Source organism: Dasania sp. GY-MA-18 (assembly GCF_024734385.1).
In the GTDB taxonomy this organism is placed as follows: Bacteria; Pseudomonadota; Gammaproteobacteria; order Pseudomonadales; family Dasaniaceae; genus Dasania; species Dasania phycosphaerae.
Map to the genome: position 1 here is coordinate 49,719 of NZ_JANHAP010000007.1, position 20,736 is coordinate 70,454.

The window sequence follows — 20,736 nt, forward strand, 5'->3', positions numbered from 1 at the left end:
TAAAAAACACGCTCGATGTTTTAAATATAGGCTTACTTAAAAATACTAATGCAGGTGGCGGATTAAACGGCAGGAAAGCCGTTTAACACAGCCGCTAGGCTGCCCGTAGGGTGAGTGCCAAGGATGGCATCCATGCATCGAACCGCAGTGGTTTGATTCCTTGCGATAGAAAAAAGAAAACCCGCACTCGTTGCCAAATATGGCTTTTTTAAAATAAATGATGTTGTGGCGGATTAAACGGCAGGAAAGCCGTTTAACACAGCCGTTAGGCTGCCCGTAGGGTGAATGCCAAGGACGGCATTCATGCATCGAACCGCAGTGGTTTGATTCCTTGCGATAGGAAAAAGAAAACCCGCACTCGTTGCCAAATATGGCTTTTTTAAAATAAATGATGTTGTGGCGGATTAAACGGCAGGAAAGCCGTTTAACACAGCCGCTAGGCTGCCCATAGGGTGAATGCTAAGGATGGCATCCATGCATCGAACCGCAGTGGTTTGATTCCTTGCGATAGGAAAAAGAAAACCCGCACTCGTTGCCAAATATGGCTTTTTTAAAATAAATGATGTTGTGGCGGATTAAACGGCAGGAAAGCCGTTTAACACAGCCGTTAGGCTGCCCGTAGGGTGAATGCCAAGGATGGCATTCATGCATCGAACCACTGTGGATCGATTCCTTGCGATAGAAAAAAGAAAACCCGCACTCGTTGCCAAATGCGGGTTTTCTTTAAGAATAATGGTGCCCGGTGGCGGAATCGAACCACCGACACGGGGATTTTCAATCCCCTGCTCTACCGACTGAGCTAACCGGGCCTGCTGTATAACCCGTGATCAACTCAGCTGGGCTACAAGAGGCGCGTATTAAACAGTTTCAGCCGCGATGAGTCAAGCCCTTGTTAGGATTTGTTTTCGGGTACATAGCCTTCGGCTAGTTCGTAGTCGTCACCGCTGAGAAATTTGTCCATTTGCTCCTGCAAAAAGCTGCGGTCTTTGGCGTCCATCATGCTGAGGTGGCGTTCGTTAATCAGCATGGTTTGGTGTTTTTGCCATTCCTGCCAGGCCTGTTGCGAAACCTGCTCAAAAATTTCCTGGCCTTTGGGGCCGGGGTAAGGGGGGGCATTGAGGCCGGGTAATTCTTGCTGATATTTTTTACAAAATACGGTGCGTGCCATGATGGGCTCCAAAAGATTAGTTTAACTGGGCGAGTAGTTTTTTAATGGGCGCGGCTAGCCCCACATTGGCCGGTTGCGCCCTGTTATACCAGAGCTGCTGGCGTTCGGCTACTTGCTGGCTGTGTGCGCGCACTTTGATATGTACGGGGGTGATGTCTAAGTGGTAGTGGCTAAAGGTGTGGCGATAGCTGGGCCACTGCTGCTGTTTATCTAGGGTGATGAGCTTTTCATCCGCTAGGTGTTGGTCTATATGTTGGGGCGTTTCCAATTGTGGGAATATCCACAGCCCGCCCCAGATGCCGCTGTTGGGGCGTTTTTCCAGTAATAGCTCACCCTGTTCGTTTTCCAGAATCAGCATGCAAGTCGCCTTTACTGGCAGGGCTTTTTTGGGCTTTTTGCCGGGGTAGTCGGCTTGGTTCTGCTGGGCGTAGGCTAGGCAGTGTTGCTGCAGGGGGCAGCGTTCACACTGGGGCTTGCTGCGGGTGCATAGGGTGGCGCCTAAATCCATCATCGCCTGGGTGTAGTCGGCGATGCGCTTAGTGGGTTTGAGCGCTTCGGCTTGGTGCCACAGGGCTTTTAATACATCACCTTTGCCCGGCCAGCCGGCTATGGCGTAGCAGCGGGCCAACACGCGTTTGACGTTGCCATCCAAAATAGCGGCAACTTGGCCAAAGGCGATGGCGCTAATGGCTCCGGCGGTGGAGCGGCCTATGCCGGGCAGCTCGCAGAGGCTGGCCACATCACTGGGGAATTCGCCGCGCAGCTCATTGCAGACGATTTGCGCGCTTTTGTGCAGGTTGCGGGCGCGGCTGTAATAACCCAGCCCTGTCCACAGGTGTAGCACCTCATCCTCACTGGCCTGGGCCAAGTCTTGCACGGTGGGTAGCTGGGCCATAAAGCGCTCAAAATAGGGGATTACGGTGGCGACTTGGGTTTGTTGCAGCATGATTTCCGACACCCAAACCCGGTAGGGGGTGATGTTGTGCTGCCAGGGTAGGTCTTTGCGGCCATGCTGATCAAACCATTTGAGCACGGCTAGGCTGAAGTTAAAGGCTTTGGGCATAAGTTGCTGGGGCTTATTAAGCTGGGCTGTTTGAAATGAGTGGGTGTAATCATGCTGCGGTTTTTTTATAATAACCAACTTTACAGGCAAATACTCGGTTGCGGATTATTTTAATCGCGCTGAGGCTACAGTCGATTGGAGACTACTATGGCGGACCGCAAGGCCACTGTTTCACGGGATACCCTAGAAACCCAAATCACGGTATCGATTAACCTCGATGGCACCGGCACAGGCAAGTTTGAAACGGGCGTGCCCTTTCTTGACCACATGATGGACCAAATTGCCCGTCACGGCATGATAGATTTGGATGTTAAGGCCAAAGGTGACCTGCACATAGATGATCACCACACCGTTGAAGATATAGGCATTACTATGGGGCAGGCCTTTGCCAAAGCCGTAGGCGACAAAAAAGGTATAGCCCGTTACGGCCACGCCTATGTACCCTTAGACGAGGCTTTGTCGCGGGTGGTAATCGATTTTTCTGGCCGCGCCGGTATGGAGTACCACGTGCCTTACACCCGTGGCAGCGTAGGTGGTTTTGATGTGGATTTATTTTCAGAATTTTTTCACGGTTTTGTAAACCACGCGCAAGTCACTCTGCACATCGATAATCTGCGCGGCAAAAATACCCACCACCAAGCCGAAACAGTCTTTAAGGCTTTTGGTCGCGCCCTGCGCATGGCGTTAACACCAGATGAGCGCATGGCAGGTATTATGCCTTCCACTAAAGGCGCTTTGTGATTTTTGTATACGCCGTTCTTTAGCTTAAAGCGCGGCGTTATTCTTGTACCGTTTTATTTTTATAGACACTTTTATTTAGGCTGGCTGGTTCATGGCAAAATCTACTATTGCGGTCATTGATTATGGCATGGGTAATCTGCACTCAGTGGCTAGCGCACTGGAACATGTGGGTGACAATGTTGAGGTGCTGGTTAGCGGTGATCCCGAAAAAATTCTAGCAGCTGATCGAGTGCTGTTTCCTGGCGTAGGGGCAATACGCGATTGCATGGCAGAAATTTTGCGCTTAGGCATAGATCAAGTGGTGGCCGAGGCTATGCAGACTAAGCCCTTGTTGGCGATCTGCGTGGGCATGCAAGCCTTAATGCAGCGCAGCGAAGAAAACGGCGGTGTGGATTGCTTGGGCTTTTACCCCGGTGAGGTCAAATTTTTTGGCGAGCACTTACAAGATGCCAACGGCCAAAAGCTAAAAGTGCCGCACATGGGCTGGAACCATGTGCATCAGCAAAAGCCGCACCCTCTATGGGCTAATATTGCCCAGGACGAGCGCTTTTATTTTGTGCACAGTTTTTATGTACAGGCACAAGATAGCGATATGGTGATGGGCACTACCGACTATGGCGTTAATATTAATGCTGCGATTAGTCGAGATAATGTTTTTGCCGCGCAGTTTCATCCCGAAAAAAGCAGCACCGCAGGCCTGCAGTTGCTGCAAAACTTTTTAAGCTGGGATGGCCAAAGTTAAAACTAGTCGAGTAGATTTTTATAACGCCTGTCAGGCGCGTGAGTAAATAGTATGGCTTTAGCAAAACGCATAATCCCCTGTTTGGATGTAGAGAACGGTCGCGTGGTCAAAGGGGTTAACTTTGTTGATATACGCGATGCCGGCGACCCGGTAGAGGTGGCCAAGCGCTACAACGAGCAGGGCGCTGATGAAATTACCTTTTTGGATATTACTGCCACTCACGAAGGCCGCGCCACTACCATACATACCGTAGAGCAAATTGCCGAGCAGGTATTTATCCCCTTAACCGTGGGCGGTGGCATACGTACGGTGGAAGATATACGGGCGATGTTAAATGCCGGGGCCGATAAAATTGGTATTAATTCGGCGGCGATTTATAACCCCGATTTTGTTAAAGAGGCTTCCGAAAAATTTGGTGCTCAGTGCATAGTGGTGGCCATAGATGCGAAAAAAGTCAGCGCTGCCGGTGAGCCACTGCGCTGGGAAATATTTACTCACGGCGGTCGCAAAGCTACGGGCATAGATGCGGTAGAGTGGGCGAAAAAAATGGCTGACTATGGTGCCGGTGAAATTTTATTAACTAGCATGGATGGCGATGGCACTAAGCTGGGTTTTGACTTGGCGCTAACGCGGGCGATTAGTGATGCGGTATGTGTGCCGGTGATCGCCTCTGGTGGTGTAGGCAACTTACAGCACTTAGTCGATGGCGTGAAAGAGGGCGGTGCCGATGCGGTGTTAGCGGCCAGCATTTTTCACTTTGGCGAATATACTGTGCCTGAGGCCAAGCGCTTTATGGCCGAGCAAGGCGTAGAAGTGCGTTTATAACTTAAGCTAGCGCTAAAACGTCAAAAGCCCAGCTTGATGCTGGGCTTTTTTATGCGGCTAAAAACGCAAGGCAAATAAATTAGCCGCTGTGTTATTAGCAGCAATCGCTTAATCGCTGTGAAGAATATAATTAGCTGGCTAAAGCGTTATGCAGTTGATCTAACGTTTTAGGCTCGGCTAAGGTCATAAATTCGATAAAATCTTCAAGGCCGCGTTTGGCCTCGTTTTTATCTTCAAATGGGCCTATAGATGAACCTTCCCTTGTGGAAAAATACCAGGCTCCCTGCGCTGCGAAAAAACGATCGGTTCTGACAGGGATAGGTGCACCGTATACATCTTCGGATCTTTGCATCATATCGCTCATGGCTAGATTCAGTCTCAGCTCTTGTTAAGTTTCCAATAGTTTAGCGTGATTTCTATGATATGGAACCGTTTTTTTGGCCGTTTATCCCTGTTTTGGTGTATTTGTCGAAATAAAAACTAAGTCCATAATTTTTTTGGCGCTGCGACATAGTTTTGGTGTTATTTAATTGTCGCCAGTGCCGGGCTGGAATGGGAGTTACTGCTGCACGGTTTAAACAGCAGTTGCTCCAGAGCCTGCTGTGGCTGGCAGGGCTGGCTAGTAGGCAATAAAAACCTAGAGGCTAATTGCTGCTTATAACCGCGCAAGCTCAGGGCCGGTAGCGCCTGCTGTAGCACGGCGATGGTCTCGGGGTAGGGGTGGCCTATGGCTACCGCATAGCCCTGTTTATTGGCCAGGCGCAGCAGTTTTTCAAACTGGCGGCTAATGGCGGCAGGGTTGCGTTGGTTGTCTAAGAATATATCGCGCTTTAAATGGGGGATGTGATAGCGCTTGGCGGTTTGCTCTGCCACGGTGAGGGGGCTGGTGCGGCTATCCAAAAAATACAGCTGCTGGCGTTTTAGCTCAGCCATCAGCCAGGCCATGGGCTTGGGCATTTGGGTGAGCAGGCTGCCCATGTGATTGTTAAGGCCTGTCACATGGGGGATGGCCTCGAGGTTTTGTTGCAAGCGGCTGGTGAACTGTTGCTCGTTAAGGTTAGGGGCAAGTTCCCCAGGCCCTGCCGAGGTGCCGTCTATGGTGCTCATGGGGGCATGCAGTAGCACCTCTTTACCCAGCTGGTGGGCCAGCTCGGCTAACTTTGGGCCGTTGGGGCTGTGGGGCAGCACCGCATAATTAACTGGGCCGGGCAGCTGTATGGCTTGTTGCCCCAACTCATAGCTGTGGCCTATATCATCGATAACGATAATAACCGTAGGTTGTTTGGCATGGCTGCTTAGGCTTAAGCAGCTCAGCATGATTAGGGCGAGCAGTGCTTTCATAGGGTTTTACTATAAAGCCTTGCTGGCTGATGCGGGTTGGCTATGTTCTAACGGGGTTTTACCAGCGTTTAAAATGTTTAAACCCTTGAGTAGGTTGAGGGCCTCATAGAGTTGGTTGTCGCGGTTAAACAGGGCGGTATCCAACTTTTTACGGCGCTCTTTGCTGGTGCTCTCTTCGCCGTTGCCGCTTTTTAAATGGCCCTTAAGGTCGGCTTCGGTAATGCCTCCGCGGGTTTTAATGGTTTCGATTTTGGCGCGCTCTACTTCTATATCGGGGGCTATGCCCTGTGCTTGTATAGAGCGGCCGCTGGGGGTGTAGTAGCGGGCGGTGGTGAGTTTAATGGCGCGGTTTTCAGCTATGGGGACCACGCTTTGCACCGAACCTTTACCAAAACTGTTGGTGCCCATAATGACCGCGCGGCGATGATCTTGCAGGGCGCCGGCTACGATCTCTGAGGCTGAGGCCGAGCCGCCGTTAATTAATACCACTACTGGGGTGCCATCTATTAAGTCGCTGCCGGTGGCGGAGTGGCGGAAGTCGGCATTTTCTATGCGGCCCAGGGTGTAAACGATTAACCCCTCTTTTACTAGGGCATCTACCACTTCTACCGAGCTTTGCAGGACGCCGCCGGGGTTGTTGCGTAAATCTATAATCAGGCCTTTAAGAGGCTTGTTGGCGCTGTGGGTTTTTTTCAGTATGTCTTGAAACTCTTGCCCGGTATTGGCTTGAAACTGGGCTATGCGCACATATTGGTAACCGGGTTCTAGCTCTTTATTTTTGACGCTGGCTACTTTGATGATGTCGCGCTTAAGGGTGATATCAAAAGGTTGGGCGGTACCTTCGCGCACTATGGTGATATTGATTTTGCTGCCCTTGGGGCCGCGCATTAGCTTGACCGCCTCGCTTAGGTTTAGGCCTTTAACCGGCTGGTCGCCCAATTTAATAATTAGGTCGCCAGGTTCTATGCCCGCTTTATCGGCGGGGGTGTCGTCTATGGGGGTGATGACTTTAACAAAGCCATTTTCCATGCCCACTTCCATACCCAGGCCGCCAAACTCTCCCGAGGTGTTGACTTGCAGGTCGTCGTAGGAGTCCTCGTTTAAATAATTAGAGTGTGGGTCTAAGCCCTCTAACATGCCCTGTATGGCGTATTCCAATAGGGTTTCATCATCCACTTCTTCTACATAGCTTAAGCGTATGTGGTTGAATACATCGGCAAAGGTGCGCAGTTCGTCTAAGGGCAGTTTGCCCATTTGCTCTTCATTTTGCGTAGGGGCGCTATGCTCGGCCTCATCATCGTTTTGGGCTTGCGCCAAGCCTGCAAAGGACAGCAGTGCTGCGCATAGGGTTAAGCTGGGTAGGGTGGCCAGTGAAAAAGGCAGTAGCGTCATGAATAGTCCTTATTGGTTTGGCTGGGCTAGTGATGTTTAAGCCATGGGGCTGATTGTAACTGGCTTATAGGCTGGTGTCAGTTTAGCTGCGTTTGCACCACAGTGCGGGGTTGCTGGGTTTGCCGTTGTGGCGTATTTCAAAATAAACGCCGCTTTGTTGTTGGCCGCCACTGTTGCCGGTGGTGGCTATGATCTCGCCGCTGCTCACCCAGTCGCCAGTTTCGCGTAATAAGCTTTGGTTGTGGCCGTATAGGCTCATATAGTCATCGCCGTGATCAATAATAATAAGCAAGCCGTAGCCGCGCAGCCAGTCGGAAAAAACTACGCGGCCATGGTGTATGGCTTTAATGCTGCTACCAGCGTTGGCGCGTATGTTTACCCCCTGCCAACGCAGCTCACTGTTGCTGCGGCGGCTGCCAAAGCTGTTGCTGGCTTTGCCAACCAGAGGCCAGGGTAGTTTGCCTTTGAGTTGTGCAAAGGGGCGGTAATCTGTGGGTATGCTGATGTTGGCAATGGTTTGCTCTACCGCTTCGATTAAGCGTTCCAGTTCTGCTCTATCCTGATTGAGTTTGCTAAGGTGCTGGTGCTTGCTTTTAATGCTGCTGTTAATTTTGGCCAGGCTTTGCTCACGGGTGCTTTTATTGCTGAGCAGGGCTTTATGCTCTTGCTGCAGCTGTGCTTTAGCTTGTTTTAGCGTTTCGGTTTTTTGCTGTATCGCGGGCTCTAGTTTGTTGATGTTGGCTATGGTGTCGGCATAGGCCGATACTTGCTGGGCGCGGGCGCGGTTAAAATAATCGTAATAGGCCAGTGCCCGGCTGAGTTTTTCTGGGTCTTCTTGGTTCAGCAAGACCTTGAGTTTTTTCTGCTGCCCGATTTGAAACGCCGAGCGTATTTGCTGCTCGATTTGCTGCTGTTGCTGCCGCTTTTGGCCTTGTAGAGCATGGCGCTGGCTTTGCAGTTGTTGCAGCGCTTTTTGTTCGCTATTAAGTTGCTGCTGGGTTTTGCTAATTTGAGTTTGCAGCTGGCCTATATTGATTTCGGCTTGTCGCAATGCGTTTTCTAATTCGGAGCGCTGTGATTGAAAACCCGACAATAGTTTTTTTAATTGTGCCACTTCTTTGCTTAATTGTTGCAGCTGGGCTTTATTGGCGCGGCTGTCATCGGCTAGCGCAGCGCTAATATTCAGGCATAGGCAGGCACACAGGGCTAGGTAAACAGCGCGGCGTAAAACAAATATCGCTAGCGGTAGGCGCATATTGGCCATGGCGGAGCAGCCTCTTTTATTATCAATGTTGTGCGGGCTATAAGAGTATGGTGTTGGCTGTTTGGTTCAGCATCTGGTTTAGCTTTTTATAAAGCGGGCTGGCTCGGCAGCCCGCTTTATAGTGAGGGGCTTAATCTGCAATGTTTAACAGTGATTCGCCCGTCATCTCTGCCGGTTGCTTTAGCCCCATTAGCGCTAGCATGGTGGGGGCAACATCCGCTAAGCGGCCGTTTGGCTTGGCTATGCTCACGGTGCGCTTGCCTACATAGACAAAAGGCACATGCTCGGTAGTGTGCTGGGTGTGGGCCTGGCCAGACTCGTGATCGTGCATTTGCTCACAGTTGCCGTGGTCGGCGGTGATTAGGCAGTCGAAGCCATGGGCTAGGGCCGCATCGGTGACGGCTTTAACACTGGCATCTATGGCTTCGGCGGCTTTAACGGCAGCGCTGAATACGCCGGTATGGCCTACCATGTCGCCATTGGCATAGTTGCAGATAATGGCGTCGTACTTACCGCTGGCCATGGCGGCGCAGAGTTTTTCGGTGACTTCAGGGGCGCTCATTTCCGGTTTTAAATCGTAGGTGGCTACATCCGGTGAGGGGATGAGCTCGCGGTCTTCGCCTTGGTATAGGGATTCACGGCCACCGCTAAAAAAGAAGGTGACGTGGGCGTACTTTTCAGTTTCGGCTATGCGCAGTTGTTTTTTGCCCAGCTTCGCCATTAATTCGCCAAAGCTGTTGGTTAGCTTTTCGGGGGGGAAGGCGCAGTCGGCTTTAATGTCAGCAGCGTATTCGGTGCTCATTACAAAGCTGGCCAGTGCTGGGGTTTTAGCGCGTTCAAAGCCAGCAAAGTCACTGTCGACAAAGGCGCGGGTGATTTCTCTGGCGCGGTCGGCTCTAAAGTTCATAAAAATTACGCTGTCGCCATCGTTAATGCTGGCTTCGGCTTCACCCTCTGCCTGTATGACGCTGGGGGCGACAAACTCATCGTTTTCGTCGCGGGCATAGGCGGCGGCTAAGGCTGCGCTGGCATTGTCGTAGCGGTAGGCGGCTTTAGCCTGGGTGAGCAATTCGTAGGCGGGTTGTACGCGCTCCCAGCGATTGTCTCTATCCATGACGTGGTAGCGGCCCACCAAGCTGGCGATGCGGCCGCAGCCTAGCTGCTTAAATTGCTGGTCTAATGCTTGTAGTGAGGGCAGCGCGCTGCGCGGCGGCGTGTCGCGACCATCTAAAAAGGCATGTACATAGACTTTTTCGGCACCGCGTTGGGCAGCCATCTTCACCATGGCGGCAATATGATTTTCATGGCTGTGTACGCCACCGGCTGAAAGCAGGCCGAAAATATGTACTGCTTTACCTTGGGCTTGAGCCTTGTCTATGGCGTTGATGTACGCGGGGTTTTGAAAAAAATCACCGTCGGCTATGGCCTTGTCTATGCGGCTGATATTTTGGTAAACCACACGCCCGGCTCCCAGGCTCATGTGGCCCACTTCTGAGTTACCCATTTGCCCTTCGGGTAGGCCTACGTCGGGGCCTGAACCTGAGATTAAAGTGTTGGGGTATTGCTTGAGCAAGTTATCCCAGTTGGGTGTGTGGGCGTGGTATATGGCATTGTCTTCGGGGGCTTCGCGATGACCCCAGCCATCCAGAATGACTAAAACGACAGGCTTTTTTGGGTTTTCAGTATTCATAATGTCTCTATAGTGGTGATAAATGGCGGCGATAAATGATGGTGACAACTCGCAAGGGCGCTGTTAATCCCAGTAAGGGCTTGAAGACTGGCTTTTTGCCCTTATCTCTAAGGCAGCGAATTTTACCGGTATTGGCTGGGTTTGGCTAATAGCGATGCGGCTAATCTGAGAGTGGCGATTTAGCCGTGAGAAAAGCGCCTAGGCTGTGTATAATCGCCAGCTTTGCTAGGGCATATAGCCGCAGCAACTTGCTGTGGTGGGCGCTAGCCCTTGAATACTGGTTTAGGTAATACATAGATATGGCATTGTTTGTAGAATTTTTAGGGCAACAGTGGATGCTCGCCAGCGCTGTTTTGGTGTGTTTTGTTCTGCTAATGAAGTATGAATCACAAAAAGGCGGTGCCAGCTTGTCACCGCAACAAATGATCAATAAAGTTAATAAAGAGCAGGCGGTGGTTATTGATTTGCGGGATAAGGCTGAATTTAAAGCTGGCCATATCGTTGATGCCATTAATATCCCCTCCAGTAGCTTTGCGACTCGTTTAGGTGAATTAGAGCCTTACCGTGACCGGCCTATAGTGCTGGTATGCAAAATGGGTCAACACTCAGGGGCTGCAGGTAAGCAGCTATCGGCGGCGGGCTTTGAGCAGGTGTTTAGGCTTAGCGGCGGTATGATGGAGTGGAAAAGCATGCAGTTACCCGAGGTATCATAATGGCTGTAGAAGTATTAATGTATAGCTCTAATTACTGCCCTTTTTGCATGCGTGCTAAGCAGTTATTACAGAGCAAGGGCGTAGCGATAAAAGAGTTAATCGTGGACGGCAACCCTGAATTGCGTCAAGAGATGATGCAAAAGAGCGGCCGCCACACCGTGCCACAGATATGGATAGGTGATACTCATGTCGGTGGTTGTGATGATTTGTTTGCGCTGGAACGCGCAGGGGAATTCGACGCATTAGTACAGTGTGCTGGCTAGTGTAAATACAATAAAGAAGAGGTGTCAGCATGGCTGAGAATGAACAACAATTTGCAGTACAACGTTTATACGTTAAAGACGTATCTTTTGAAGCGCCTTTAGGTGCCGAAGTTTTTACCAAACAGTGGCAGCCCGAGATACAAGTAGATTTAGGTAGCAAAAATAACAAGCTGTCTGATGACCAATACGAAGTGACTTTGTCGGTAACCATCACTGGCAAGCTAGATGATAGCGTGGCCTTTTTAATTGAAGTGCATCAAGCAGGCATATTCCTTATTAAAGGTTTAGAGGATGAGCAGTTGCGCCGTGCGGTTAGCATTATGTGTCCTAACCTGCTATTCCCCTATGTGCGCGAAGCCGTAGATAACCTGGCGATTAAAGGTGGTTTCCCCGCCATAGGCTTACAGCCAGTAAACTTTGAAGCTTTATACATGCAAGCCATGCAAAAAGCCGCCGCTGAGCAGCAAGCACAAGCTGAAGCACCGGCTGCACCCGAAGCGCACTAAGTTTGAAAGCGCTACTAAAAAACCGCAGTGATTAGCTGCGGTTTTTTAGTTTAGGGCGAGCCAAAAAGTACATTGAGAGAGCCTTATGTTTCATATTGCCTTATTCGAACCGCGTATAGCCCCTAATACGGGCAATATTATTCGCTTGATAGCCAATAACGGTTGTCAGTTGCATATTATTGAGCCCATGGGTTTTGATTTTGAAGAGAAAAAATTGCGCCGCGCTGGCCTGGACTATAGCGACTTAAGCCGCGTAACGCGCTACCCCGATTACGCCGCTTTTAAAGAGGCGATGGGCGATAGGCGCATATTGGCATGCACCACTAAAGGCAGCAGGCCCCATGATCAGCTGCAATACCAGGCTGATGATGTATTGTTGTTTGGTTCAGAAACCAGCGGCTTGCCCGATGAGGTGATGAATAGCATAGCCTTAGAAAACCGCCTGCGTATTCCTATGCAGCCTAATAGTCGCAGTTTGAATTTGTCTAACTCGGTAGCGATTATTAGTTATGAGGCTTGGCGGCAACAGGGCTTTGCTGGCGGCGTATGATTGTTGCCGTGAAAGGCGAGCTTTAAGCTGCAAGAGCTAAGTTTTTATCAGCCTTTCAGGCTGAGATGCAAGCCACAAGAGGCAAGCTGTAAGAAAAACAAAATCTATTCAAAGTTTGCTGTTTGTTAGGTGGATTTTTTTTAACTCGGCAATGGCGGTGGCATTAGAGTACAGTTTTTTAAATCGAAAAATCAGCATTCGCACGATGCAAGAGGGCTGAGCCGGGTGCTGTCGCGAAATATAAAAGGGCTGGCCGTGGTAGCGGATGAGACAGCGCAGCGTTTTAAGGCTCAGTAGCGGACGCGGGCACCCCGGAGGGGCCGGACCATGTAGCGGCGGCATCCGGCTCAGCCATCGGGTTTAATAAACCACTGTATTAACCCAAGCTTTTCTTTTGGTGTAGATAATGAGAAGTTCTTAATTCGGCAATGCCCCAAGGTTCTTGCTCCATGATGGCGGCCCTCCGGGCTGCCTTCACTCCCTGCTGAGCCCGCCCTGCGGGAAAGCCGGTCTCATCCGTTCACTCAGCGCTCATCTTTTATATTCCGCAAGAACCTTGGGGCATTCCCTGCGATCGCAGAGCGTTCGAATTTTGGCGATTTAAAAAATTGGCACGATGTGCGAGGGGCATCGTGACAGCAATCCATAACTACAGTTCGTACTTATTTCTCAGACAGTGCCTCTTGCAAGGGGTCTAGCAAGTCGCCGAAATTTTGCCAGTACGCCAGAGCCGAGCGGTAAATGGGTTTGCGTACTTGTTCGGAGCTGGAAGTTTTTACCGCGCGCTGGGTTTGGTGAAAATCAACACAGGCTTGCTCAAAGGGCAGTTCACAGTATTCGAGTAAGCGCTGCACGTGGCTGGCCACATCGTCTACCACATCTTCATACTGCACATCTAAAATTTTACCGGGCAATACGTTATGCCAGTGCTGCATTAGGCGCTCATAGTCGCGGTAATATAAGCCCAGGTCGGTTAAGTCGTAGGTGAAGTGTTGGCCTATGGCCCATAATTGTTTATAGCAGCCCAGGCAGCTGTCCATGGGGTGGCGTTTGGCGTTAATGATTTTTGCGTTGGGGAATAAAGCTAAAATCAAACCGATATGGGCAAAGTTGTTGGGCAGTTTGTCGATAAAAAACGGCGTTTTTTGTTGCCGATGAAATTCAGCCTGTTTTAAATAATGTGCTGCGGCTTTTTGAATATTGCTCAGCGTTAGATGGCTGGCGGGGTCGCTGGGATTTTTGCTTTTGGGGTGCAGGCTGTCCATGCGGCTAGCGATGCGTGGCATGTAGGGTAGTTCTTGAGTGCCTTCTATCTGTGAGTGGCTGGCCAGTATTTGCTCTTGCAGAGTAGAGCCGGAACGGGGCAGGCCGACCACAAAAATAGGGGTTACCTCATGGTTAGCGTGATTGTTTAGTTGGGCAAAAAAGTCGGCATTGTAGGTGGCGATAATTTTATCGGTTTGCTCACTGTTTTCCTGGGCGCTGTAGTGTACTAGCGTTTTTTGCACGCGGTTGGCTTGTTGGTAATAGTTAAAAGCGCTGCGGTACTCCTTTTTATGTTCGTACGCTTTGCCCAAGGCATAGCCTAAATAAACCTGATCTTTTTCACGTAGCTCGTCTTGTGTTAAGGCTTCTTGCATGGCGGCTATTTGCTGGTCGCTAAACGAAAAGGTTTTCATGTCCGATAGCGCCCAATAGGCTTCGCCGTAGTATTTATTGTGGCTAATACAGCTTAGAAACTCTTCGATTGCCTGCTCCTGTTGCCCCAGAGTTTTTAAGGCTAGGCCTAGTTGGGCGCGGGCGGGGTTTAATGCAGGCGATTTTTCTAGCAGGCTTTTTAACAGCGCTATGCCCTGTTCGTGCTGATGGTTTTTTATGTGGCTTTCGGCTTTGATGATTTGGGTTTCATCGGCATTGGGGTTGATTTCTAAGCTGCGCTTTAAGCTTTCAGCGGCCGCATCGGTTTTGTCTTGCAGTAATTGGGCGCGGCCCAGGCCATTCCATGCTCGCCAGTTTTCTGGAGCTTTGGCTAAAATATCGCGGTAGAATTTTTCGGCGCGCTGGGGTTGTAGTTTAGAGCTGGCATAGTCGGCTAATATTAGCAGTATGGGGACGTTGTTAGGGTCGGCGTTTAATACGCTTTGGCCTGTTTTTTCCAGCGCTTGGTAATCGCCGCTGCGAAATTGTTGTAGTGCTTGTTGTACCCAGTCGGCGATTTGTTCGCGTTGTTGGAAGTGGCCGCTCATGGCTTGGGCTTGTTCGGTTTTGCCCTGTGCGAGTAATACTTCGTGCAGCGCGCGTAGGGCAGGGTTTAATTTAGCGTCTAATTGCAGGGCTTTTTGTAAATATTGTTCGGCGCTGGCTAAATCATTTTGATCTTTTTTGACCAGACCTAAATCCATATAGGCATGGGCATAATCGGGGGCTAGCTGTATAACGGCCGTATAGGCTTTTTCGGCTTCTTGTAGCTGGCCTTTATGTTGTTGGGTTTGGCCGTATAGCCTGAGTGTATTGACTTCTTTAGGGTTGAGTTGCAGTAGTTTTTTACACAGCGACTCTGCCTCATCAACCTGGCCGGTTTTAAATGCGTTTAGGGCTTGGAAGAATATTTCTCTAGGGTTTATGGCCATAGTTGATTCACTCGTTTAAAACTCATACTAGTAAAACAAAAAGGGCCGGCCCATGGCCAGCCCTTTTAATGGTATTGCCTTAACTTTGTTTAGAAGTCGTAGCGTAAGTTAACACCAACAGTGCGTTGTCTGGCTGGTGAAAACTTATGTGCACCTATGCTGAAGTCACCGTAGGCTGCGCCTTTGTAGTACTCTTCATTGGTTAGGTTTTCAACATAAGCTTCGGCAGTCCAGCCATCATCGTGCGAGTAAACCGTGCGCAAGTTGATTTTGCTGTAGCTGTCGGCGCGCAAGTCTCTGCGGCCATCAAAATCCACTGGTGCGTCACTTTGATAGAAGTTTTCAACTGTGAAACGCACTTCGCTGCGCTCTAGTGGTAGGGTGTAAGTACCTACCAAGGCATAGCTGGATTTAACGGTGCCGGGCAAGGTGTTGCCTTCACAGTCGGTGTCGCATACCGCGGCGGCTTTTAACTTGGTCAACTCGGTATCTAAAAAGGCTACGCCCAAGTAAATATCCAAATTGGCTGTAGGCAGTATGCGTATATCAGCTTCTATACCCTGGCCTTCGGCGTCACCGGCGTTAGCGACTTTAGTGGCATTAGCATCGACGTCAAAGAAGTTAACCTGGTAGTCGTCAAAGCTGTACTGGAAGACGCTGGCTTTGGCTTCTATGCGGCTGTCCCACCATTTTGATTTAATACCAATTTCGGTGTTGGTGACTTCTTCTTGGTCGAACTCTTCAATCATCGCGTAGTCTGTGGCGTTGCCGTCACCACCGGTAAGCGCATCAATTAAGAAGTCAGTGGTGGTTAGGCCGTCGCTGTAGCTTAGGTCGCTGGAGTTGAAGCCACCGGCTTTATAGCCTTGTGAAATATTAGCGTAAACAGAAATGTCGTAGTTAATATAGTAATTCACTGCAAGGCGAGGTGATAAATTGCTCCAGCTTTCATCCGCATAAATAAAGCCATCGGTATAGGCTGCGCCATTGAAAATCGAGGGGTTGTTGAAACCTACATCTTCTTTCATCCACAGGCCAAAGTTACGGCTGTCTTCGGTGTATCTAGCGCCTAGGGTAACTTCTAAGTCTTCGGTAGCGGCCCAAGTAATATCACCGTATACCCCCCAGCCATCATACTCGGCATCGACTTCGCGGCGTTCAGTAACGTAACCTGCACCAGCAGCGCCACCACCGTAGTAGGCAAAATAGTAATAGCTGGCGCAACCGCCTTGATCTATATCGCTAAGGCCATAGTAGCTGGCGATGGCAAAGTTACACTGGGTTTCTTCGTCATAGCTGTCGCCAATAACCGCGTCTAGCTCTTCTTTATAATAAGAAACACCGGCAAACCAAGTGATGCTACCTTCGCCTTCGTAGTTAATACGAAATTCTTGGCTATAGTATTTTTGCTCTTGGTTTTGGCTGTAGTGATCTATGGCAAATGCTGAGCCATCGAAGTCTTCTAAATAAGAGTAGTTATGGCCGCGTATGCCGGTAATCGAGGTTAAGGCGTATTCATCACTTAGGTCATATTCTAAGGTTAGGGTTGCGCCCCAAACATCGGCCTCGTCGTGGCTGGCATCGCCTAAATCGCTGGCAACTTCGTCATATTTTGAGGTGGGTGCGTTCCAGCCATTAAAGGCTGAACCGTCAGCGTTTTGTACGGTGTATACAGTGCCGTCGCCTTCTCTATCTTCATATTCCAAAGACAGTACAGCGGTTAAAGCTTCGCCGGTATAACCAAAAGATAGGCGCATGGCATCTATATTGATGCCGCCGTATTTGTTGCCGGTTTCAATGTTTTTCAGCCAGCCATCTTGCTCTTCATGATAGACCGCCGCACGCACGGCAAATTCGTCGTTTAGCGGAATGTTGATCATGCCGTCAAAAGAAACCAGATTGTCTTCGCCTAAACCTAAGGCAACAGAGCCTGTTTGTTCTTCACTGGGCTTTTTGGTGGACATGCTGATCGCACCAGCAGAAGAATTGCGGCCAAACAGTGTACCTTGTGGGCCTTTTACTACTTCAACCATTTCTATGTCGAAGAAGCTGGTAACAGCACCACCGGTACGGCCTAGGTATACGCCGTCTTGGTATAGGCCAATAGAGGGCTCGGCACCCACGCCGAAATCGTTAGTAACTATCCCGCGTATATTGATGGTATCCAGGAAACTGTCATCAGAATCGCCAGTTACCCCTGGGGTTAGCGTGGTTAGGGATTTTACATCAGTGATATTGGCATCGGCGATAAAGTCACCGGTAAAGGCCGATACTGCAATGGGGATATCTTGCAGCGTTTGCATGCGCTTTTGCGAGGTAACAATAACTTCTTCTATAGCCCAAGATTGCACTTCTTGTGCTAGTGCAAACGGGGTGCTAAGGGTGGCGCCTATGGCTAGGGCCAAACTGCTTTTTTTCATTATGGTGTCTCCAAAAAATACATCGTGAGGCGAGCTGTTGTTATGGTTATGCTGCTCGCTGGGATCTGATCTCTTTGTAAAAACAAGCTTTAACTAACTTTTTAAAGCAGGCGCAGTCTGGCATAAAGCGCGAATTATTACCAATATATTTGGTTGCGGGCCAAAAATGTGCTGTAGGGCCCGCGGAATGAGGGGGGAGGGTGCGGTAAGTGCCGTCTAAAAGATGGCGTTGTAGCAGCGGTTTGCCGCTGGATTTAGGCTTGTTTGGCTATCATTAGGGCGCTTTGATGGGTGGCTTCTATCAGTTTTTGCGAGGAGCTAAGCTGCAAATCAGTATCTACCACCACCCCTAGGCCCTCGTATAAAGACACGATAATCGTGGCTTTGGCGCGACACTCTTCAATACTGATATAGGGGTTGAGCAGGGTGACCAGGCGGGTGAGGTCATCTATATACACTTGGTATAGCTCTTTTACATCGTCGGCTATTTTATCGTCGTAGGTGGCCAGCCAGAACAGGTTGCGGAAGAAGTTGCGGTCCGAGGATTTAAACAGGCTGCCCACGCAGTCACTAACATAGCGCATAAAGGTTTTTTCGGGATCTATGCTGAAGTCGGTTTCGCCGCGAAACAGGTCTTTATCGGTATAGTTTCTAGCTTCGTCTATGAGGGCGTTCATTAGCGATTGCTTGGAGGGGAAGTAATACTGCACATTGGATTTCCTCACCCCTAGCTGGCTGGCAATGTGGTTAAAGCTCAGCTCCTGGTAGCCCTGCTCATCAATAATCTGCCTGGCGATGCAGAGTATTTGCTGGCGCTTGCTGTTGCCTTTGATGGTTTTACCGACATTGTCTGGCGTACTTGCAGCCATTGTGTGCTCCCTTGGGTTGGGCGGTTAGAAATATGAGCTAAATTTTGGCTGATTTTTGGCCCTATGTATAATTTTATTATTGGGCGGTGTTTCTGGGCTTGGCTATTGTTTGCAACATAGGCGATAAATAGCGGGGTTAAAGCTCGATTTATTACAGAAATTTGCTATAAAAAGCAGAGGCTTACAAAAAAAATAACAAGTAAACTGTGAAGTTATAGGCAAATCTGCAACAATGCGGTGGCGTTTAGCAGGTATTTTAATAGCTGAGGGAGAAACTCAGGGCGAATGAAAATAACAATTCCCTGGTTGAAAAATAACAATACGGTATCGGGGCGAGTGGGCGTGGCTATGGGGCCAGATGGCCTAAGCGTTGCCCATATCAACGCGGCGGGAGTGGTGGATTTTTGCCAAAACTACCCCCAGCCCGGCGATAGCGCCGATTTACTCAGCTCCTTAGTCACCGAGCAGGGCTGGCATGCCTGCCCCTGTAGCTTGGTATTGCACCCTCTTTATTACCAGCTGACGCTAGCTGAGTCACCGGCGGTTGAAGCGGCCGAGATGGCCGAAGCCGTGCGCTGGCGCTTAAAAGACTTTGTTGATTACCCCTTGGCCGATGCCGCGGTTGATTTCTTCACCTTGCCCGATGACGCTTATCGCGGTCGTAAAGCCATGCTATATGCGGCGGTTATGCGCAAAAATAGCTTGCAGGGCTTGGCTGAAACCATAGAACAGGCGGGCTTAGTGCTGCAGGCTATAGAGATATCCGAGCTGGCTTTGCATAATTTATGTTACGCCCTACCCGAAGTGCGGGGCGGTGTAGCCATATTGCACTTATTAGAAGACGAAGGTTTTATCAACCTAGTTGAGGATGGCAATATTTACCTCAGCCGTAAGCTGGATATAGGTTTGGCGTCATTTGACGGTGAGGGTGATCACCTGCAGCAGTTTGAAGCGCTGTTATTAGAAATTCAGCGCTCACTGGATTTTTACGAAAGCCAATTGGGTAAAGGCATTATCTCTAATTTGTACTACTCACCTGCAACTGAACGTACCGTCGCAATGGGCGAGTTTCTGGCTATGCAGCTGGGTTTAAATGTGGCACCGCTAAATGTTAAAGGCCTGCTACAAAGTGAGTTGCCCGCCGAAACCTTGGCCACGGCTATTACCGCTATAGGCGCAGCTACCGGTCCCGGTAAGCAAAAAGACGCCAATGCAGAGCAGACAGCGGAGGCCGTTAATGCAGCATATTAATTTTGTCTCCCAGTTAGACCGGGTAGTAGAGCCGCCATTTTCAGCCCGGCAGCAGGCCGGCTTATTGGCTGCACTCATGGTATTGCTGGTGCTGGTATATGCGGGCTTGCTATGGCAGCAAGCAGGACTTAACCAAGATTTACAGCAGCGCCGCGCCGAGCAGGCTGAACTGGTAAAGGTGGTAGACGCCTTAAATGCTAAAAAACAAGCCGCCGAAAATAACTCTAGCTTAATCAATGAGTTGGCCAGCTTAGAGTCAGCGATACGCTTTAGGCGCCAACTGCTGGCCAGCATAGACCCGGATGATCAGTATCAGCAAAAAGGGTTTTCCGAGCACTTAAATGGTTTGGCGCGCCAGCAATTACAGGGCTTGTGGTTTACCGAAATTATTTTAGGCAAGCAGGGCGGGCAAATGGCCTTAGTGGGCTATACCTTAAAGCCCGAATACTTGCCGCAATATGTGCAGCGTCTATCGCAAGAGCAGGTGTTTAATGGCCAGCAGTTTAATGTGTTGCGTATGGCGCAGGCTGAAAAACAGCGCAACGCCCTGCGTTTTGAGATGCGAGCTGCGGCTAAGGATGAAAAGTTATGAGTGATGCCCTAAAAGAGCGCATAACTGGCTGGCAGTCGCAAATAGATGCCCTGCAAACCCGCGAGCGGGTGATGGTATTTGTTATGGTACTGGCGGTATTGGGCTTTGCTTTCCAATGGCTATTGCTGGAGCCGGTGTTAAAAAACAACCAATTAATGGCGCGTCAGCAACAGCAGCTGGTCAGTCAGCAGCAGCAAAAACAATTAGAAAAACAGCAGCTAGAAATGATATTAGCTGCCGGTGTCAACAAGGCTAAGCTGGCCCAGCGCGATAAACTCAATGCCGAGCTACAGCGCTTGGATAAAAATATACAGGCATCTATCTTAACACTAATCCCTCCCAAGCTAATGCCGCAGGTATTAGAGAAGGTGTTAGCTGAGAACACTAAATTAAAATTATTATCTTTAGAGAATAAACCGGTAGAGACCTTAATTGATCAGCAGCAGGCCGCACAAAATAAGCCGCGCATGGCAGCCGCCGCGAATAAAGAAGCGAATAAAGAGGCAGATAAAAAACAGGGCTTGTACAAACACAGCTTTATTTTGCGCTTAGAGGGCAGCTACCCTGCCGCTATAGATTATTTTGAGGCCTTATCGCAGTTGCCTTGGCGTTTTAATTGGGATGCTATGCATTACGAAGTGACACAATACCCTAAAGCCAATATCACCCTAGAAGTACATACAGTGAGCTTATCGCAAGACTGGATAGGTGTTTAA

20 protein-coding genes and 1 tRNA gene are annotated in these 20,736 nt (G+C 49.7%); 10 read left to right on the top strand and 11 right to left on the bottom strand.

All coding sequences use genetic code 11. The features are described from left to right. Positions 1-733: 733 nt before the first annotated feature. The 3 genes from NO559_RS09590 to mutY all read right to left on the bottom strand — a co-directional run bounded on the left by NO559_RS09590 (position 734) and on the right by mutY (position 2,231). A tRNA-Phe gene (locus tag NO559_RS09590) sits at positions 734-809 on the bottom strand. Between the two features lie 83 nt (positions 810-892). Continuing rightward, entirely contained in the window at positions 893-1,168 is a 276-nt protein-coding gene (locus NO559_RS09595; protein WP_258331605.1) for an oxidative damage protection protein, read from the bottom strand. Positions 1,169-1,184: 16 nt separating this feature from the next. Beyond that, entirely contained in the window at positions 1,185-2,231 is a 1,047-nt protein-coding gene (gene mutY, locus NO559_RS09600; RefSeq protein ID WP_258331606.1) for an A/G-specific adenine glycosylase, read from the bottom strand. 147 nt (positions 2,232-2,378) lie between these two features. Between mutY and hisB the strand changes: the two genes are divergently transcribed. The 3 genes from hisB to hisF all read left to right on the top strand — a co-directional run bounded on the left by hisB (position 2,379) and on the right by hisF (position 4,539). Then, the gene (gene hisB, locus NO559_RS09605; protein ID WP_258331607.1) at positions 2,379-2,972 is read left to right on the top strand and encodes an imidazoleglycerol-phosphate dehydratase HisB; all 594 of its coding nucleotides are present in this window, start codon (positions 2,379-2,381) and stop codon (positions 2,970-2,972) included. Positions 2,973-3,063: 91 nt separating this feature from the next. Continuing rightward, complete coding sequence (gene hisH, locus NO559_RS09610) at positions 3,064-3,714, top strand: imidazole glycerol phosphate synthase subunit HisH (RefSeq protein ID WP_258331608.1); 651 nt, start codon at positions 3,064-3,066, stop codon at positions 3,712-3,714. Positions 3,715-3,765: 51 nt separating this feature from the next. Continuing rightward, on the top strand, positions 3,766-4,539 hold the full coding sequence (hisF, locus tag NO559_RS09615) for an imidazole glycerol phosphate synthase subunit HisF (protein WP_258331609.1): 774 nt from the start codon (positions 3,766-3,768) through the stop codon (positions 4,537-4,539). Between the two features lie 130 nt (positions 4,540-4,669). Here the strand turns inward: hisF and NO559_RS09620 are convergent, their stop codons facing one another. The 5 genes from NO559_RS09620 to gpmI all read right to left on the bottom strand — a co-directional run bounded on the left by NO559_RS09620 (position 4,670) and on the right by gpmI (position 10,226). Beyond that, complete coding sequence (locus tag NO559_RS09620) at positions 4,670-4,903, bottom strand: DUF6316 family protein (protein ID WP_258331610.1); 234 nt, start codon at positions 4,901-4,903, stop codon at positions 4,670-4,672. A gap of 158 nt (positions 4,904-5,061) precedes the next feature. Beyond that, positions 5,062-5,880, bottom strand: coding sequence for a divergent polysaccharide deacetylase family protein (locus tag NO559_RS09625; RefSeq protein WP_258331611.1), 819 nt, complete (start codon positions 5,878-5,880; stop codon positions 5,062-5,064). A gap of 9 nt (positions 5,881-5,889) precedes the next feature. After that, entirely contained in the window at positions 5,890-7,272 is a 1,383-nt protein-coding gene (locus NO559_RS09630; protein ID WP_258331612.1) for a S41 family peptidase, read from the bottom strand. Between the two features lie 82 nt (positions 7,273-7,354). Then, on the bottom strand, positions 7,355-8,536 hold the full coding sequence (locus tag NO559_RS09635; protein ID WP_258331613.1) for a murein hydrolase activator EnvC: 1,182 nt from the start codon (positions 8,534-8,536) through the stop codon (positions 7,355-7,357). Between the two features lie 130 nt (positions 8,537-8,666). Continuing rightward, the gene (gene gpmI, locus NO559_RS09640) at positions 8,667-10,226 is read right to left on the bottom strand and encodes a 2,3-bisphosphoglycerate-independent phosphoglycerate mutase (protein WP_258331614.1); all 1,560 of its coding nucleotides are present in this window, start codon (positions 10,224-10,226) and stop codon (positions 8,667-8,669) included. A gap of 299 nt (positions 10,227-10,525) precedes the next feature. Between gpmI and NO559_RS09645 the strand changes: the two genes are divergently transcribed. The 4 genes from NO559_RS09645 (at position 10,526) to NO559_RS09660 (ending at position 12,258) form a co-directional block, all read left to right on the top strand. Then, entirely contained in the window at positions 10,526-10,939 is a 414-nt protein-coding gene (locus NO559_RS09645) for a rhodanese-like domain-containing protein (RefSeq protein ID WP_258331615.1), read from the top strand. Continuing rightward, a complete protein-coding gene (gene grxC, locus NO559_RS09650) occupies positions 10,939-11,202 on the top strand; it encodes a glutaredoxin 3 (RefSeq protein ID WP_258331616.1) in 264 nt (87 codons plus the stop codon). The genes NO559_RS09645 and grxC overlap by 1 nt, the downstream gene beginning before the upstream one ends. A 29-nt stretch (positions 11,203-11,231) precedes the next feature. Continuing rightward, entirely contained in the window at positions 11,232-11,708 is a 477-nt protein-coding gene (gene secB, locus NO559_RS09655; RefSeq protein ID WP_258331617.1) for a protein-export chaperone SecB, read from the top strand. Positions 11,709-11,793: 85 nt separating this feature from the next. Then, positions 11,794-12,258: a tRNA (cytidine(34)-2'-O)-methyltransferase gene (locus NO559_RS09660; RefSeq protein WP_258331618.1), complete on the top strand. Its 465-nt coding sequence runs from the start codon at positions 11,794-11,796 to the stop codon at positions 12,256-12,258. A 662-nt stretch (positions 12,259-12,920) separates the two neighbouring features. Here NO559_RS09660 and NO559_RS09665 read toward each other — a convergent pair. The 3 genes from NO559_RS09665 to NO559_RS09675 form a co-directional block, all read right to left on the bottom strand. Beyond that, a complete protein-coding gene (locus NO559_RS09665; protein WP_258331619.1) occupies positions 12,921-14,888 on the bottom strand; it encodes a tetratricopeptide repeat-containing sulfotransferase family protein in 1,968 nt (655 codons plus the stop codon). 89 nt (positions 14,889-14,977) lie between these two features. Next, positions 14,978-17,308, bottom strand: a complete 2,331-nt coding sequence (locus NO559_RS09670; RefSeq protein WP_258331620.1) for a TonB-dependent receptor — start codon at positions 17,306-17,308, stop codon at positions 14,978-14,980. Positions 17,309-17,562: 254 nt separating this feature from the next. After that, positions 17,563-18,177, bottom strand: a complete 615-nt coding sequence (locus NO559_RS09675; protein WP_258331621.1) for a TetR/AcrR family transcriptional regulator — start codon at positions 18,175-18,177, stop codon at positions 17,563-17,565. Between the two features lie 285 nt (positions 18,178-18,462). Here NO559_RS09675 and NO559_RS09680 point away from each other — a divergent pair, with 285 nt between their 5' ends. The 3 genes from NO559_RS09680 to NO559_RS09690 are packed head-to-tail and all read left to right on the top strand — an operon-like array spanning position 18,463 to position 20,736. Next, positions 18,463-19,428: a hypothetical protein gene (locus NO559_RS09680; protein ID WP_258331622.1), complete on the top strand. Its 966-nt coding sequence runs from the start codon at positions 18,463-18,465 to the stop codon at positions 19,426-19,428. Beyond that, positions 19,415-20,020, top strand: coding sequence for a PilN domain-containing protein (locus tag NO559_RS09685; protein WP_258331623.1), 606 nt, complete (start codon positions 19,415-19,417; stop codon positions 20,018-20,020). The genes NO559_RS09680 and NO559_RS09685 overlap by 14 nt, the downstream gene beginning before the upstream one ends. Next, entirely contained in the window at positions 20,017-20,736 is a 720-nt protein-coding gene (locus NO559_RS09690) for a hypothetical protein (RefSeq protein ID WP_258331624.1), read from the top strand. Before NO559_RS09685 ends, NO559_RS09690 begins: the two co-directional genes overlap by 4 nt.

Bases quoted from the DNA above. Each gene is read 5' to 3' on its own strand.
- NO559_RS09685 (WP_258331623.1), top strand. From the start codon at position 19,415: ATGCAGCATATTAATTTTGTCTCCCAGTTAGACCGGGTAGTAGAGCCG.
- NO559_RS09620 (WP_258331610.1), bottom strand. From the start codon at position 4,903: ATGAGCGATATGATGCAAAGATCCGAAGATGTATACGGTGCACCTATC.
- NO559_RS09680 (WP_258331622.1), top strand. From the start codon at position 18,463: ATGAAAATAACAATTCCCTGGTTGAAAAATAACAATACGGTATCGGGG.
- NO559_RS09690 (WP_258331624.1), top strand. From the start codon at position 20,017: ATGAGTGATGCCCTAAAAGAGCGCATAACTGGCTGGCAGTCGCAAATA.
- NO559_RS09625 (WP_258331611.1), bottom strand. From the start codon at position 5,880: ATGAAAGCACTGCTCGCCCTAATCATGCTGAGCTGCTTAAGCCTAAGC.
- NO559_RS09630 (WP_258331612.1), bottom strand. From the start codon at position 7,272: ATGACGCTACTGCCTTTTTCACTGGCCACCCTACCCAGCTTAACCCTA.
- hisB (WP_258331607.1), top strand. From the start codon at position 2,379: ATGGCGGACCGCAAGGCCACTGTTTCACGGGATACCCTAGAAACCCAA.
- NO559_RS09665 (WP_258331619.1), bottom strand. From the start codon at position 14,888: ATGGCCATAAACCCTAGAGAAATATTCTTCCAAGCCCTAAACGCATTT.
- grxC (WP_258331616.1), top strand. From the start codon at position 10,939: ATGGCTGTAGAAGTATTAATGTATAGCTCTAATTACTGCCCTTTTTGC.
- NO559_RS09660 (WP_258331618.1), top strand. From the start codon at position 11,794: ATGTTTCATATTGCCTTATTCGAACCGCGTATAGCCCCTAATACGGGC.
- hisH (WP_258331608.1), top strand. From the start codon at position 3,064: ATGGCAAAATCTACTATTGCGGTCATTGATTATGGCATGGGTAATCTG.
- NO559_RS09675 (WP_258331621.1), bottom strand. From the start codon at position 18,177: ATGGCTGCAAGTACGCCAGACAATGTCGGTAAAACCATCAAAGGCAAC.
- NO559_RS09635 (WP_258331613.1), bottom strand. From the start codon at position 8,536: ATGGCCAATATGCGCCTACCGCTAGCGATATTTGTTTTACGCCGCGCT.
- NO559_RS09595 (WP_258331605.1), bottom strand. From the start codon at position 1,168: ATGGCACGCACCGTATTTTGTAAAAAATATCAGCAAGAATTACCCGGC.
- secB (WP_258331617.1), top strand. From the start codon at position 11,232: ATGGCTGAGAATGAACAACAATTTGCAGTACAACGTTTATACGTTAAA.
- hisF (WP_258331609.1), top strand. From the start codon at position 3,766: ATGGCTTTAGCAAAACGCATAATCCCCTGTTTGGATGTAGAGAACGGT.
- mutY (WP_258331606.1), bottom strand. From the start codon at position 2,231: ATGCCCAAAGCCTTTAACTTCAGCCTAGCCGTGCTCAAATGGTTTGAT.
- NO559_RS09670 (WP_258331620.1), bottom strand. From the start codon at position 17,308: ATGAAAAAAAGCAGTTTGGCCCTAGCCATAGGCGCCACCCTTAGCACC.
- NO559_RS09645 (WP_258331615.1), top strand. From the start codon at position 10,526: ATGGCATTGTTTGTAGAATTTTTAGGGCAACAGTGGATGCTCGCCAGC.
- gpmI (WP_258331614.1), bottom strand. From the start codon at position 10,226: ATGAATACTGAAAACCCAAAAAAGCCTGTCGTTTTAGTCATTCTGGAT.